The 14,316-nt window shown below is 66.0% G+C and carries 11 protein-coding genes and 1 riboswitch; of the genes, 7 read left to right on the top strand and 4 right to left on the bottom strand.

What is annotated here, in order from left to right; genetic code table 11:
- Positions 1 to 5: 5 nt before the first annotated feature.
- Positions 6 to 124, bottom strand: a riboswitch (SAM riboswitch).
- Positions 125 to 273: 149 nt separating this feature from the next.
- The 4 genes from N5C18_RS16095 to N5C18_RS16110 all read left to right on the top strand — a co-directional run bounded on the left by N5C18_RS16095 (position 274) and on the right by N5C18_RS16110 (position 5,700).
- Entirely contained in the window at positions 274 to 1,158 is an 885-nt protein-coding gene (locus N5C18_RS16095) for a M23 family metallopeptidase (RefSeq protein ID WP_053511843.1), read from the top strand.
- A 66-nt stretch (positions 1,159 to 1,224) separates the two neighbouring features.
- Positions 1,225 to 2,829: a peptide chain release factor 3 gene (locus N5C18_RS16100; RefSeq protein ID WP_053511842.1), complete on the top strand. Its 1,605-nt coding sequence runs from the start codon at positions 1,225 to 1,227 to the stop codon at positions 2,827 to 2,829.
- 174 nt (positions 2,830 to 3,003) lie between these two features.
- Positions 3,004 to 3,642, top strand: a complete 639-nt coding sequence (locus tag N5C18_RS16105) for a hemolysin III family protein (RefSeq protein ID WP_053511841.1) — start codon at positions 3,004 to 3,006, stop codon at positions 3,640 to 3,642.
- Between the two features lie 84 nt (positions 3,643 to 3,726).
- Positions 3,727 to 5,700 carry an AsmA family protein gene (locus tag N5C18_RS16110; RefSeq protein ID WP_279945119.1) on the top strand — a complete coding sequence of 658 codons (1,974 nt, stop codon included), beginning with the start codon at positions 3,727 to 3,729 and terminating at the stop codon, positions 5,698 to 5,700.
- Between the two features lie 494 nt (positions 5,701 to 6,194).
- On the opposite strand, the gene N5C18_RS16115 is transcribed toward N5C18_RS16110, so the two are convergent.
- The 3 genes from N5C18_RS16115 to mtgA all read right to left on the bottom strand — a co-directional run bounded on the left by N5C18_RS16115 (position 6,195) and on the right by mtgA (position 8,419).
- The gene (locus tag N5C18_RS16115) at positions 6,195 to 6,626 is read right to left on the bottom strand and encodes a CBS domain-containing protein (protein WP_053511802.1); all 432 of its coding nucleotides are present in this window, start codon (positions 6,624 to 6,626) and stop codon (positions 6,195 to 6,197) included.
- Entirely contained in the window at positions 6,586 to 7,605 is a 1,020-nt protein-coding gene (locus N5C18_RS16120) for a glycosyltransferase family 2 protein (protein WP_279945120.1), read from the bottom strand. The genes N5C18_RS16115 and N5C18_RS16120 overlap by 41 nt, the downstream gene beginning before the upstream one ends.
- A 64-nt stretch (positions 7,606 to 7,669) precedes the next feature.
- Positions 7,670 to 8,419, bottom strand: a complete 750-nt coding sequence (gene mtgA / locus N5C18_RS16125; RefSeq protein WP_006464101.1) for a monofunctional biosynthetic peptidoglycan transglycosylase — start codon at positions 8,417 to 8,419, stop codon at positions 7,670 to 7,672.
- Between the two features lie 77 nt (positions 8,420 to 8,496).
- Between mtgA and N5C18_RS16130 the strand changes: the two genes are divergently transcribed.
- The 3 genes from N5C18_RS16130 to N5C18_RS16140 all read left to right on the top strand — a co-directional run bounded on the left by N5C18_RS16130 (position 8,497) and on the right by N5C18_RS16140 (position 13,501).
- Entirely contained in the window at positions 8,497 to 9,390 is an 894-nt protein-coding gene (locus tag N5C18_RS16130) for an Hsp33 family molecular chaperone HslO (protein WP_279945122.1), read from the top strand.
- Between the two features lie 116 nt (positions 9,391 to 9,506).
- Positions 9,507 to 10,355, top strand: coding sequence for a hypothetical protein (locus N5C18_RS16135; protein ID WP_279945124.1), 849 nt, complete (start codon positions 9,507 to 9,509; stop codon positions 10,353 to 10,355).
- 392 nt (positions 10,356 to 10,747) lie between these two features.
- On the top strand, positions 10,748 to 13,501 hold the full coding sequence (locus N5C18_RS16140; protein WP_279935167.1) for a TonB-dependent receptor: 2,754 nt from the start codon (positions 10,748 to 10,750) through the stop codon (positions 13,499 to 13,501).
- Positions 13,502 to 13,638: 137 nt separating this feature from the next.
- Here N5C18_RS16140 and N5C18_RS16145 read toward each other — a convergent pair whose 3' ends face one another.
- Positions 13,639 to 14,241: a TetR/AcrR family transcriptional regulator gene (locus N5C18_RS16145; RefSeq protein WP_006464233.1), complete on the bottom strand. Its 603-nt coding sequence runs from the start codon at positions 14,239 to 14,241 to the stop codon at positions 13,639 to 13,641.
- Positions 14,242 to 14,316 lie beyond the last annotated feature (75 nt).

A 14,316-nucleotide genomic window follows, 5' to 3' on the forward strand; every position in this document is an offset into this window, starting at 1 on the left:
GGTTCGAACCATCTTTCGGTGGACGCCACGGTCCCCGCAGGATTTGGCACCTACGCAGTCGCTTGCGCGCCTGCGGGCTGCCCCGGCTTCAAAGGGCCTGTCCCTCTGCCGGTCTCGATGGTGGGGCCACGATGCCAGCCCTTTCCAGCACTGTCAATCCCTTCATGCGGATAAAGCGATGGATCTTTGCGGATGAACTCTGCGAAGGCCGTCCCGGTCGTCCCGTTCAGGATCGGATACAGTCCCGGCGGCCCCCTTTGACCGGAACCACGGATGCCACGCCTGCCCCTGACCTGCCTGCTGCTGTGCCTGCTGGCGAGCGCGACGGCCCATGCAGGCGACTGGCGCCAGGGCTGGGGTCTGGTGCCCAAGGCCGCCCCCGCCATTGCTGGGGAATCGGCCCGGGATGCCACGCCGATGGCTCGGCTGCGCCTGCAGCCGGTGGGCGAACACTGGCAGGCGCGGATCGACAACGGGCTGGCGGGGCCGCTGCAGATCGAACTGCGCGCGGCGCCGGGACACCCGGTCGAGGGTCTCCCGGTCGAATCACTGCTGCAGGGTGACAGCAGCCTGGTGGTCGGCCATCTGCCCGCCCCGATCGATGGCCGCATGCTCGATCTGCGCCTGCAGTCGGTGCCGGGCAACCCGGCCGCACAGGCCGAAGATGTCGCCTATCGCCTGCCGTTCGATGCGGCCCGCCTGCGCGTGGACCAGGCGCCGCAGGGCCGGTTCAGCCACGATGACGAGGAGAACCGCGAGGCGGTCGACTTCGCACTGCCGGAGGGCACCCTGGTGCTGGCCGCGCGCGAGGGTACGGTGATGCAGATCCAGGATGGCTTCCGTGGCAACGGGCAGGACCGCGAACGCGATGGTGCCCGTGCCAACTTCATCCGCGTGCTGCACAGCGACGGCAGCATGGCCCTGTATGGCCACCTGCAGGCCGGTGGCATGCGCGTGCGTCGCGGCCAGGCGGTGCAGGCCGGGCAGCCGATCGGCCTGTCCGGCAACAGTGGTTACAGCAGTGCCCCGCACCTGCACTTCGTGGTGCAGGTCAACCGCGGAATGGGCCTGCGCTCGGTGCCGGTGCGCATCTTCGCCGCACAGGGTCAGCTGCAGTTCGCCCGCCAGGCCGGGGCAGACGGCGGCATCGGGCGCTGACCGGCGCCGGCCGGTATAATCGGGCGCTTATCTCTTTGAAAAGCGCCCCGGGCGGGCGCCACTGCCATGTCCGAAGTCGCCAACGAAGCGTCGCGTCGCCGCACCTTCGCCATCATCTCCCACCCTGACGCCGGCAAGACCACGCTGACCGAAAAGCTGCTGCTGTTCGGAGGCGCGATCCAGATGGCCGGTTCGGTCAAGGGCCGCAAGGCCGCCCGCCACGCCACCTCCGACTGGATGGCACTGGAAAAGGAGCGCGGCATCTCCGTCACCTCCTCGGTGATGCAGTTCCCGTACGAAGGCAAGATCGTCAACCTGCTCGACACCCCCGGCCACGCCGACTTCGGCGAGGACACCTACCGCGTGCTGACCGCGGTGGACTCGGCGCTGATGGTGATCGACGTGGCCAAGGGCGTGGAAGAGCGCACCATCAAGCTGATGGAAGTGTGCCGCCTGCGCGACACCCCGATCATGACCTTCATCAACAAGCTCGACCGCGAGGGCAAGGACCCGATCGAGCTGCTGGACGAAGTGGAAACCGTGCTCGGCATCCAGTGCGCCCCGGTCACCTGGCCGATCGGCATGGGCCAGCGCCTGAAGGGCGTGGTGCACCTGCTGACCGGCGAAGTGCACCTGTACGAACCGGGCCGCAACTTCACCCGCCAGGACTCGACCATCTTCCCGTCCATCGATGCCCCCGGCCTGGCCGAGAAGATCGGTGCGCAGATGCTGGCCGACCTGCGCGACGAACTCGAACTGGTGCAGGGCGCCAGCCACCCCTTCGACCTGGACGCGTACCGCGCCGGCAAGCAGACCCCGGTGTTCTTCGGTTCGGGCGTGAACAACTTCGGCGTGCAGCCGCTGCTGGACTTCTTCGTCGAACATGCGCCGTCACCGCAGGCGCGCTCCACCACCGGCCGCGAGATCGCACCGGAAGAAAACAAGCTGACCGGCTTCGTGTTCAAGATCCAGGCCAACATGGACCCGCAGCACCGCGACCGCGTGGCGTTCATGCGCGTCTGCTCGGGCCGTTTCAGCGCCGGCATGAAAACCTTCCACGTGCGTACCGGCAAGGAGATGAAGCTGGCCAACGCCCTGACCTTCATGGCCAGCGACCGCGAGATCGCCGCCGAAGCGTGGCCGGGCGATGTGATCGGCATCCACAACCACGGCACCATCTCCATCGGCGATACCTTCACCGAAGGCGAAGCGGTCACCTTCACCGGTATTCCCAACTTCGCCCCGGAACTGTTCCGCCGTGCACGCCTGCGCGATCCGCTCAAGCTCAAGCAGCTGCAGAAGGGCCTGGCCCAGCTGTCCGAAGAAGGTGCGACCCAGTTCTTCCGTCCGCTCACCAGCAACGACCTGATCCTGGGTGCGGTGGGCGTGCTGCAGTTCGACGTGGCCGCCTATCGCCTGAAGGACGAGTACGGCGTGGAAGCCACCTTCGAGCCGGTCAGCGTGACCACCGCGCGTTGGGTCCACTGCAGCAACGAGAAGAAGCTGGAAGAGTTCCGCGAGAAGAACGCGCTGAACCTGGCGCTGGACGCGGCCGGCCACCTGGTCTACCTGGCGCCGACCCGGGTCAACCTGCAGCTGGCGCAGGAACGTTCTCCGGATGTGCGCTTCTCGGCCACCCGCGAAGCGGCGCATACGGTATCGGCAAGCTGAACCGCAAGGGGCCCCGCGGCGGTTCATCCACGCATGGCGTGGATCTGCTGATCGCGGGCGCATCCGCGCAACGCGGGGATTCACCGACCATACGGTGATGGGCGTGCATGCGCCGCCCATCGCGGCGATGATAGGGGGGTGCGGGTCCCCCTCCCCGCGAACGATGCCTACGCCATGTCCACGACTTCCGTTGCTTCGATCCGCGAAGAAATCGCCAGCGCCCTGACCCACGGCCTGGGCGCCGTGCTCGCCCTCGGCGCGGGCGCGGTACTGATCACCCTGGCCGCCATCTACAGTGATGGCTGGCAGCTGGCCGGCGCCATCGTGTTCGGCATCGCGCTGCTGCTGCTGTATACGGCCTCCACCCTCTATCACGCCATCCAGCACCCGATCGCCAAGGGTCGCCTGAAGGTGTTCGACCACTGCGCGATCTACGTTCTGATCGCCGGCACCTATACCCCGTTCACCCTGATCGGCCTGCGCGGTCCGTGGGGCTGGGGGCTGTTCGCGGCGATCTGGACCCTGGCCCTGGCCGGCGTGGTGTTCAAGCTGTTCTACACCGGCCGCTTCAAGCGCCTGTCCACCGCGATCTACGTGGCCATGGGCTGGCTGGTGATCGTGGCGGTCAAGCCGATGCTGGCCTCGATCGACGGCTGGACGCTGGGCTGGCTGCTGGCCGGCGGCCTGTCATACACCCTGGGCACCTACTTCTACCATCGCGAATCGATCCCCTATTCGCATGCGATCTGGCACCTGTTCGTGATCGGCGGCAGCGTCTGCCACTTCGTCGCGGTCACCATGCAGGTGCTGTAAGACAGGGGCCCGCGCGCGGGTTGTGCACACCGCGCACATGGGTGCTTCGCGCCCCGTCCACGATGAGGGGGCAACCATGGCAGCGTGAATGCTGCCGCCTCCCCCGCCACATCGCGCACCTCCCGCTGGCGCCTCCGCCGACCCGGCCCGCGCGGCCGGCGCTGGCTGACGGTCCTGATCTTCCTGCTGGCGGCGGTCCTGCTGTTGATCGCACTGTGGGACTGGAACTGGTTCAAGGGGCCGGTCGAACGCGCCGTGCAGGCGCGTACCGGCCGGGTACTGCACATCGGCCACCTGGATGTGGATCTCGGCCGCACCAGCACGATCCGCGCCGACGCTATCACCTTCGCCAATGCCAGCTGGGCAAAACAGCCGGACATGGCCAGCGCCGACCGCGTCGAGATCGACGTGCGGGTGTGGCCGCTGCTGCGTGGCAGCGTGCAGTTGCCAGAAGTGCGCCTGACCCGGCCGGACGTCCTGCTGCAAACGGCCCCGCGCAAGGGCGAGCCAGGCAACTGGGATTTCCTCGGTGACAGCGCTGGCGGGCCAGGCCCCCAGCTCAAGCGCCTGCGCATCGACGACGGCCGCCTGCAGTTCCTGGATGCGCTCGGCCGCACCGACATCCGACTGGATGTGCGCAGCGGCCAGCCGAAACAGGCCGATGCCGCACCGCCGCTGCTGGTGCAGGGCAAGGGCCGCTGGCAGGGCAATCCGTTCACCTTGCGCGGCGGCACCGAATCACCGCTGCAGCTGACCGACAGCGACCACCCGTTCCGCATCCACCTCGATGGCCGCGCCGGGGCAACCCACGCGGTGGCCAGCGGCACGCTTACCAATCCGTTCCAGCTGCGCGTGTTCGACCTGCAGTTCGCACTCAGTGGCCAGGACCTGGCCGACCTGTACCCGCTGCTCGGCATCGCCATTCCGTCCTCGCCGCCATACGCATTGAATGGCCGCCTCAAGCGCGACCACGACACCTGGCGCTACGAGCAGTTCACCGGCAAGGTCGGCGACAGCGATCTCGGTGGCAACCTGCAGTTCGACGTCAGCGGTGCACGCCCGCGGCTGACGGCCACGCTCGAATCCCGGCGATTGGACTTCGACGATCTGGCCGGCTTCGTCGGTGCACCACCGAAGACCGGCAGCGGCGAGACCGCGAACGCCGAGCAGAAGGCCGAGGCCGCGCGTATCGCCGCCCGTGCCCGGATACTGCCCGACACGCCCTACAACCTCGGCAAGCTGCGTGCGATGGACGCCGACGTGCGCTGGAAGGCCCATCGCATCAACGCACCCTCGCTGCCGCTGGACGACATGGATGCGCACCTGCTGCTGGATGACGGCGTGCTGCGGCTGGACCCGCTGAACTTCGGCGTGGCCGGCGGCGATATCCGCAGCACGATCCGCATGGATGCACGCCAGGCGCAGATCAGCACCGCGCTGAAAGCCAGCGTGCGCGGCGTGCAGCTGGGCCAGCTGTTCCCGGATGCAAAACTGGCCGAGCAGGCCAAGGGCGGCATCGGCGGCGAAGTCGACCTGAGCGGCCGTGGCAACTCGATCGCCGCGATGCTGGGCAGCAGCAGCGGCAAGGTCGGCCTGGCGATGGGTCGCGGCCATGTCGGCAACCTGGTGATGGAACTGGCCGGGCTGGATGTCACCGAGTCGTTGAAGTTCCTGGTGTCCGGTGACAAGCAGATTCCCCTGCGCTGCGCCTTCGCCGACTTCGGCGTGCGCGACGGCCTGATGACCAGCCAGGCGCTGGCGGTGGATACCACCGATACGATCATCATCGGCGAGGGCACGGTCAGCCTGCGCGATGAGACCCTCGACCTGCTGCTGAAGCCGCGCCCGAAGGACAAGAGCATCCTGGTGCTGCGCTCGCCGCTGCACATCACCGGCACATTCAAGGACCCGTCGTTCCGGCCGGACTTCAAGGCGCTGGGCATTCGTGGCGCGGTGGCCCTGGCGCTGGGCAGCATCGCCCCGCCGGCGGCGCTGCTGGCGACCATCGAACTGGGGCCGGGCAAGGATGCCGACTGCGGTGGGCAGTATGCGAAGTAGGCTAACAGCGTTGTTCACGGCGCCTGCATTGATCGTGGCTTAAGGGGGATGGGTGACCCAGGCAGGACACGCCGTGAACCCATCCATGGGGGCTCGATGGCGCCATCCATGGCGCCAACGGTCCTGCCTGGGCCACCCATCCCCCTCCTGACAGTTTCCTGCGCGCGCGGAACGAGAGCGAAAATTCAAAGTCAAAAGAAAAAAGCAAAGTCAAAAGCTGTTGCCAACCAAGGTTGGCAGCTACCAAAAGCAGATCGTCTGCGGCGAATCTCACCGCGCTCGCTGCAATGTATCAAGAGGTAGAGGGCATGGGCGTGCAGGACCGTTGGCGCCATGGATGGCGCCATCGAGCCTACAGGGACGTACTTGCGGCGTGTCCTGCACGCCCATGCCCTCAGCCTCCCGGCGTACCAGGAAGGCGCTGCTCTTGCGCTCTGACTCTGGCTCTGGTTTGAAAAGCGGGCCGGCGGGCCGCAGGCCCGCCAGCGAACAACTCATCCCGCGACGATGTACTGCTGCAGCTGATCCAGCTCCCTGCGCTGTGCATCGATCACCGACTTCACCAGGTCACCGATGGAAATCACCCCCAGCACCTGCGCGCCGTCCACCACCGGCAGGTGGCGGATACGGAAATCGGTCACCAGCTGCAGGCAGTGCTCCACCTGCTCGCCCGACGACACCGTCACCACCTGCGCCGTCATGATCTCGGCCACCGCCGTATCGCGCGACGAACGATCCCGCAGCACGATCTTGCGTGCGTAGTCGCGCTCGGACAGGATCCCGACCAGTCGCGGCCCATCCATCACCAGCACCGCGCCGATACCCTTTTCCGCCATCAACCGGATCGCATCGATCACCGCCGCATCCGGTGCGACTGCGTGTACTTCAGGAGACTTGCCGTCCAACAGTTGCCGTACCGTGGTCATCCGCCTGCCCTCCGAGGGTGGGTTGCAGGGCCGAGTCTGCCACGGTGGATGCTAGCCATGCGTCAACCAGGTACAGCGGGCGCTGCTTGGACTCTTCATACAGCCGCCCCAGGTACTCGCCGATCAGGCCCAGCGCGATCAGCTGCACCCCGCCCAGGAACAGGATCACCGCCATCATCGTCGGCCAGCCCGCCACCCGGTCGCCATACAGCGCCGCCTTGACGATCACCCACAGGCCGAACACGAAGGCCACCGCCGCCGTTGCCAGCCCCAGATAGGTGGCGGCCCGCAGCGGCACGGTAGAGAAGCCGGTGATGCCCTCCAGGGCGAAGTTCCACAGCCGCCACAGGCTGAACTTGCTGGTGCCGGCCACGCGCGCGTGGCGGTGATAGGGCACGGCCACCCGCTTGAACCCGACCCAGCTGAAGAGGCCCTTCATGAACCGATGGCGCTCGCGCATCTCGCGCAGTGCGCTCAGCGCGCGAGGCGACAACAGGCGGAAGTCACCGGTGTCGGCGGGGATCGGCGTGCGCGACAGGCGCCCCATCACCCGGTAGAACATCGCCGCCGTGGCGCGCTTGACCCAAGCCTCGCCATCGCGGGCCATGCGCGTGCCATAGACGTTGTCGTGCCCCTCGCGCCAGCGCGCGACGAACTGCGGCACCAGCTCCGGTGGGTCCTGGCCGTCCGCATCGAGGATCATCGCCGCCCCCTCGCGCACCAGGTCCAGGCCGGCCGTCAGCGCGGCCTCCTTGCCGAAGTTGCGCGAGAGCTTCAGCGCCGAGACCCGCGCATCGGCCTCGGCCAGGCCGGCGATCACCGGCCAGGTGTCGTCGTGGCTGCCGTCGTCCACATACAGGATGTGGCCTTCGATGTCGGGCATGCCATCCAGCACCGCGCACAACCGCGGATGCAGCAACGGCAGTGCCAGGGCCTCGTTGTAGGCGGCGATGACAAAAGTAAGCCGTTCACGGGTCATGCCCGGATTGTACGTTGCCGGCACGCATGCGGGCCGCCGCCTGCAGACCCGGCAGGCCGCCTCCTCACTCCTCCGACAGGTACGCCGCCCCACCCAGCTGCCGCGCCTGGCGCTGGATCCATGCCGCACGCCGCTGTACATAGGGCCCCGGCGCCGCCGCGTTGTAGCGCCGAGGTGCCGGCAGCACCGCCGCCAGCCGTGCGCTTTCGGCCGGGCTCAGCCGAGCCGCGTCCTTGCCCCAGAACTTCTGCGCCGCTGCCTGTGCACCGTACACACCATCACCGAACTCGGCGATGTTGGCGTACATCTCCAGGATGCGCTCCTTCGGCCACAGCGCTTCGATCAGCACCGTGTACCAGACCTCAAGGCCCTTGCGGACCCAGCTGCGGCCCTGCCAGAGGAACAGGTTCTTGGCCACCTGCTGGCTGATCGTGCTGGCACCGCGCAGGCGGCCCCCCTTTGCGTTGTGGTCGCGCGCCTTCTCGATGGCCTGCAGGTCGAAACCATTGTGGTCGGGAAAGCGCTGGTCCTCGGCCGCCACCAGCGAGATCGGCAGGCTGGGCGCCATCTGGTCCAGGTCGCGCCACTGGTAGTGCAGCCGATAGGACCAGTCCGCCTCGCCCAGCGCCTCGCCGTAGCGCCACAGCATCACCATGGACCCGGGCGGATCGATGAACCGCAGTACCAGTACCTGCAGGCAGCTGAAGGCGGCCAGCAGCACCGGCAGCCACAGCAGCCGCTTCCAGCGCCAGCGCCTGCGCCGAGGCACGTCCGCCCCGGCCTCGACCTTGTGCTGCTCTCCCGCTGCCCCCATTACTGGTGCATCCTTCTTCTGTCTGGTTGTCGGCGCATTATCCGGCAACCGCCTCCGTTTACGCGCGATGTGAGCCGATGACCGCCAACTCCGATTCCCTGATCCGCTTCCTGCTGCCCGACGCTGGCGTCCGTGGCGTCCACGTGCGCCTGCAGGCCACCTGGCAGGAGATCCTGTCCCACGCCCAGTACCCGGATACCGCTGCCGAACTGCTCGGCGAGGCCTGCGTGGCCTCGGCGCTGTTCACCGGCCACACCAAGATCGATGGCCGCCTGTCGATCCAGCTGCGCAGCAGCACCGCCCTGCGCACCCTGTTCGCCGAATGCACCGCCTCCGGTACCCTGCGCGGCATCGCCCAGCTCAGCGACGGTGCCGACGCGCCGCGCGACCTGTCCAGCCTGGGCGATGACGCCCTGCTCGCGATCACCATCGAGAACCCGGGCCTGGACCCGCGCGAACCGCAGCGCTACCAGAGCCTGGTCGGCCTGACCGCACCGGAACTGGACGAAGCCTTCGAGGACTACTTCCGCCAGTCCGAACAGCTGCCCACCCGCCTGCTGCTGGCCGCCGACCGCACCGGCGCCGCCGGCCTGCTGCTGCAGAAGCTGCCGGGCGACGAAGGTGACGAGGACGGCTGGGCCCGCGCCAGCGCCCTGTTCGAGACCCTGGGCAAGGCCGAACTGCTGGCCACCCCGGCCGAGCAGTTGCTGCACCGCCTGTTCCACGAAGAGAAGCCCGAGCTGATGGGCAGCAAGCCGCTGTCCTTCGCCTGCTCCTGCTCGCGTGAACGGGTCGCATCGATGCTGCAGTCGCTGGGCGAGGACGAAGCCCGTGCCGCCGCCGAAGCCACCAACGCAGTCGAGGTTCGCTGCGAATTCTGCGGGCGCGAGTATCACTTTCCTTTGACGGAGTTCGGCATACTGTTCCACGGTGCCGAGGGGACTGTGCCGGCACCAGAACGGCTTCAGTAATCGGCTGGTCTTGCATCTGGGGGGATCAAGGCTTGTTAAGAATTCATAAACGCCCTACGATCAAGTTCCCGTTTCCGCGGGAACTTCCGTTGTCCATCCCTGTCTGAACTGGTCCGATGCGTACCTTCCTGCGTCTACCGCTGGCCCTGCTGATCGCCCTTGGCGCGATTGCGGGCGCGCATGCGCAGAGCAAGGACACCCGTACCGTACTGCCGGTGTGGAACAAGGGCAGCGGCAAGGTCGAGGCCCTGCTGTATCTGGAACCTACCGGCGAACAGGCGGCCGGCGCCCGCTGGCACTTTGGGCGCAACTCGCTGGATGCGGCCTTCGGCCTGTCCTCCGGCGATTCGCTGGGCCTGCTCTGCAGCAGCAGCAGTGGAACCAGCATCAGCGGCCTGGCCAGTCACTGCATGCTGGCCAGCCTCGGCGACGATGACGACCTCAACAGCCGCCGCTTCACCGGCACCGCCGCACTGAACCGTGGCAACAGCCGCCTGGGCATCACCGCCGGTACCGGCCGTGAAACCCTGCCGGCCTGGCTGTCAGGCCCGAACAAGACCCCTTCGCTGCGCGCCGAGCAGAACGACCTGACCGTGTTCGCGCAGAAGAACATCGGCCGCGAGGGCTTCGTCTCCATCGCCGGCACCTATGCCAAGGCCCGCCTGGTACCGCTGGCCGATGCCTCACCGGCCATCGTCGATCGCTGGGACAGCAAGAGCCTGAGCATCGGCGCCGGCTACGGCAATTTCACCGGCAGCATCATCGGGCGTGTCGTCGACGTTCCGGGCAAGCCCGGCAAATGGGAAGGCCTGGGAATCGGGCTGACCTGGCGTACTCCCTGGTCCGGCCAGCTCACCGTGGGCGCCGAGAACGTGATCAGCCGCGGCAAGAATCCGTTCTCGCCGCGCAATGAAAGCAACGATGACGGCACCGTGCCGTACGTCCGCTACGAGCAGGATCTCTGACCGGACAGCACCGGCGGAGCTCACAATCCGGGTGTTGAATGGGAACGGATGCCGCAGGGCGCCCGTTCTTTTTTTTGCGCCGCAGCAACCCTGAATGGACGATGGACGGACAGAATTCTTTCGCCTGCGCACTGCAACAACCGAAATATTTTCTTTCACATGAAACTAACGAAGGGCTGCCGAGCTGGACTGGAACGACGTCAAGTCATTGAATTCAATGACGTCATCACCTCAGATCCCGCGTATTCAGCCCTGCCACGACCTGTATTAACACACCTTTAATTTTTGAGAACGCACCAGTACTATCGGCTCAGCCTCGCGTTTTTTGGAGCGCCTTTTCGCTCCGTACGCAGGCAATCACCCAGCCAAGATTTCTTGGAGAGAGAGAGCCAATGAACTTCAAGTCCAACAAGCTGCGCGACGCCGTCCTGGTCGCGCTCGTTGCCGGTGTGGCGTCCACTGCCACCGCCCAGGCTCAGGAAGCGACCAACCTTGACCGCATCTCGGTCACCGGTTCGCGCATCAAGAGCACCGACATCGAAACCTCGCAGCCGGTGCTCAGCCTGACCCGCGCCGACATCGAAAAGCAGGGCGTGACCTCGGTCGCCGACATCCTGCAGCGCGTCGCCGCCAACGGCGCCGCCCTGAACCGTACGTTCAACAACGGCGGTGACGGCTCGGCCGGCGTCAGCCTGCGCAACCTCGGTGCCGAGCGCACCCTGGTGCTGGTCAATGGCCGCCGCTGGACCACCGGCCTGGACGGCAGCGTCGACCTGAACACCATCCCGACCGCGATGATCGAGCGCATCGACATCCTGAAGGACGGCGCCTCGACCATCTACGGTTCGGACGCCATCGCCGGCGTGGTGAACATCATCACCAAGCAGAACTTCGATGGTGCTGAAGTCAACGCCTACAAGGGCCAGTACAGCGACGGCGACGGCGAGCGTGAAGCGTATGACTTCACCCTGGGCACCGTGACCGACCGCGCCTCGATCACCGTCGGCGCGTCCTACGTCAACGAAAAGTCCGTGATGGCCGGCGATCGCAAGATCTCCGCCGGTGGCCCGCCGTTCTTCAGTGGCCAGAGCGCAACCGGTATCCCGGGCAGCTATGTTCGCAACGGCAACCAGTACATCATCATCAATGGCGTTGAAACCCCGTTCGATGCGAACGTCCACGGTTACAACACCGCGCCGGACAACTACCTGCTGACCCCGAACGAGCGCACTTCGCTGTTCGTGCTGGGTTCGTACAACGTGACCGACAACATCACCTTCCGTACCGAGGCGATGTACAACGAGCGCAAGTCGGAACAGCTGCTGGCCTCCATGCCGGTGACCGGCCAGCGCCTGAGCGCGGCTAGCATGTACAACCCGTATGGTGTCGAACTGACCGGCGTCAATCGTCGCTTCAATGAATCCGGCGGTCGTTCGTTCAACCAGAACGTCAAGAACTGGCACTTCTATGGTGGCTTCGAAGGCTTCTTCGAGTTCGCCGATCGCAACTTCGACTGGGACGTCGGCTACCGCTACGACAAGACCGACCAGAACGACCTGACCTACGGCCTGTTCAACAGGCAGCGTCTGGCCGAGGCCTATGGCCCGTCGGCTCTGCGCGATGGCAAGCCGGTCTGCTTGAATTCGGCGGGTGCCGTCATTGCCGGCTGCGTGCCGATCAATCCGCTGGGCGGCCTGGGTTCGATCTCGCAGGAAGCTCTGGACTACACCTCGTTCACCGCACACGACTCGGCGAGCCTGGTGTCGAAGGGCTACTACGCCAACATCTCCGGTGAGATCGTGCAGCTGCCGGCCGGTGCGCTGGGCTTCGCTGCCGGTTACGAGTACCGCAAGGAAACCGGCCAGTTCGATCCGGACGCCTTCATTGCTTCCGGCCTGAGCACCGGCAACGGTGCGGCGCCGACCAAGGGCGGCTACGATCTGAACGAGTTCTTCGTGGAACTGTCGATTCCGGTGCTGGCGGACCTGCCGGGCGCCAAGCTGCTGGACTTCAGCGTGGCATCGCGCTACTCCGACTACAGCAACTTCGGCAACACCACCAACAACAAGTTCGGCTTCCGCTGGAAGCCGATCGACGACCTGATGATCCGCGGTAACTACTCCGAGGGCTTCCGCGCGCCGAGCATCAACAACCTGTATCGCGGCGACACGGACTCCTTCGAGACCTACATCGATCCCTGCTCGTCCAACGCAGGCCTGCGTACCGGTGCGGTTGCCGCACAGTGTGCCGCACAGGGCGTCCCGGCCAACTTCATTCAGCCGGGCGCCGGTGCGGGCCGCAAGCAGACGGTTGTGCCGTTCACCTGGCAGGCCAATCCGAACCTGAAGCCGGAAACCTCGACCAGCAAGACGCTGGGCCTGGTGTGGAGCCCGAGCTTCGTCACCGGCCTGAACGTCACCCTGGACTGGTGGCAGATCAAGGTTGAAGACGCGATCACCCGCCCGGCGATCCAGGACATCATGAGCTACTGCTACGGCGGCACCCCGCAGCAGCAGGCAGCCTACTGCGGCCTGATCACGCGTGATCCGAACTACGGCACCGTCAACCAGCGCTACACCATCACCAACGTCAACATGCCGCTGCAGAACCTGGCATCGTACAAGGTGGAAGGTTGGGATCTGGGCCTGGCCTACCGCCTGCCGGAGACCTCGTTCGGCCAGTTCACCATCAGCTGGGACAGCACCTATCTGTCCAAGTGGGACACCAAGTCGACCCAGGATTCGCCGGTTGAAGGCCGTCAGGGCCGTTACCGCGACCAGGATCCGTACTGGCGCATCCGCTCCAACCTGTATGTGGATTGGAGCTACGGTGATTTCGGCGTCAACTGGGGCCTGCGCTACAAGTCCGGCATGCGCGAAGAATGCCCGTTCAGCCCGACCCAGGACCCGGAGACCTTCCCGTACTGCTCCGACGGTGCGAAGGGCGAGAACCACATCGCATCGACCACCTACCACGACATCCAGGTGCGCTACAACACCCCGTGGAAGGGCACCATCATGCTGGGTCTGAACAACGCGTTCGACAAGGATCCGCCGGTGTCCTACTCGGTGCGTGCCAACATGTTCGACCCGCAGTACGACCTGCCGGGCCGCTACATGTACATGCAGTACAAGCAGAAGTTCTGATCGATCCACTGATCGGCTGATGCAGCAACGGCCCCGCAAGGGGCCGTTGTTCTTTGTGCCGCCGGCAATACGTGGATGGCACGCAAGAAAAAAGCCGCGGCAGTGCCGCGGCTTGCTCGTGATCAATACGGCGAGCTTCAACCGTTCGGAATCAGCGTCTCGATGAGGTGCTCGACATAGGCCTCGAAATCCTCGCGGGCCTGCTTGGGCTGCTGCAGCTGCAGCGACAGCTGCAGGAAGCCGACATACGCGGCATAGGCCAGGCGCGCACGATGCCGCGCATCGGTGGAGCTGAGCCCGGCCTGGCGGAACGAAGCAATCAGATAGTCCAGCCGGCGCTGCGACACGCGGTCGATCACCGGGCGCACCATCGGATGATCCAGCGCCTTCAGCAGTTCGCTGTAGATGATGTGCGGCTGCACTTCGTGCGCCACCATCTGGAACAGCTGGCGCAGGCGTACGCGCGGATCGGGCACATCCTCGAGGCTGCCGAACACCTGTTCCTGTTCGAACAGTTCCCAGCGTTCCAGCGCCGCCTGCAGCAGGGCATCGCGCGAGGGGAAATGCCAGTAGAAACTGCCCTTGGTCACACCCAGGCGCCGTGCCAACGGTTCCACCGCGACGGCACCTACACCTTGTTCAGCAATCAGGTCGAGGGCCGCCTGGGCCCAGTCTTCGGCACTCAGGCGGCTGTTGCGGCCGGCGCGCGGTTCGCCGGCGGAAGCGTCAGGTTGATTCATGGGCTGATTTAACCATACGCCGGGGTTCGTTGCAGTACGCCGTTGCGGTGGAAACCGTTACGGGCCCTGCCGGCC

This window comes from Stenotrophomonas sp. GD03930 (assembly GCF_029839665.1).
GTDB lineage: Bacteria > Pseudomonadota > Gammaproteobacteria > Xanthomonadales > Xanthomonadaceae > Stenotrophomonas > Stenotrophomonas forensis.

What these genes read in the sequence shown, in the direction of transcription:
- N5C18_RS16105 (WP_053511841.1), top strand. Translation starts at nt 3,004, where the DNA reads ATGTCCACGACTTCCGTTGCTTCGATCCGCGAAGAAATCGCCAGCGCC.
- N5C18_RS16135 (WP_279945124.1), top strand. Translation starts at nt 9,507, where the DNA reads ATGCGTACCTTCCTGCGTCTACCGCTGGCCCTGCTGATCGCCCTTGGC.
- N5C18_RS16140 (WP_279935167.1), top strand. Translation starts at nt 10,748, where the DNA reads ATGAACTTCAAGTCCAACAAGCTGCGCGACGCCGTCCTGGTCGCGCTC.
- N5C18_RS16100 (WP_053511842.1), top strand. Translation starts at nt 1,225, where the DNA reads ATGTCCGAAGTCGCCAACGAAGCGTCGCGTCGCCGCACCTTCGCCATC.
- N5C18_RS16145 (WP_006464233.1), bottom strand. Translation starts at nt 14,241, where the DNA reads ATGAATCAACCTGACGCTTCCGCCGGCGAACCGCGCGCCGGCCGCAAC.
- N5C18_RS16095 (WP_053511843.1), top strand. Translation starts at nt 274, where the DNA reads ATGCCACGCCTGCCCCTGACCTGCCTGCTGCTGTGCCTGCTGGCGAGC.
- N5C18_RS16120 (WP_279945120.1), bottom strand. Translation starts at nt 7,605, where the DNA reads ATGACCCGTGAACGGCTTACTTTTGTCATCGCCGCCTACAACGAGGCC.
- mtgA (WP_006464101.1), bottom strand. Translation starts at nt 8,419, where the DNA reads ATGGGGGCAGCGGGAGAGCAGCACAAGGTCGAGGCCGGGGCGGACGTG.
- N5C18_RS16115 (WP_053511802.1), bottom strand. Translation starts at nt 6,626, where the DNA reads ATGACCACGGTACGGCAACTGTTGGACGGCAAGTCTCCTGAAGTACAC.
- N5C18_RS16130 (WP_279945122.1), top strand. Translation starts at nt 8,497, where the DNA reads ATGACCGCCAACTCCGATTCCCTGATCCGCTTCCTGCTGCCCGACGCT.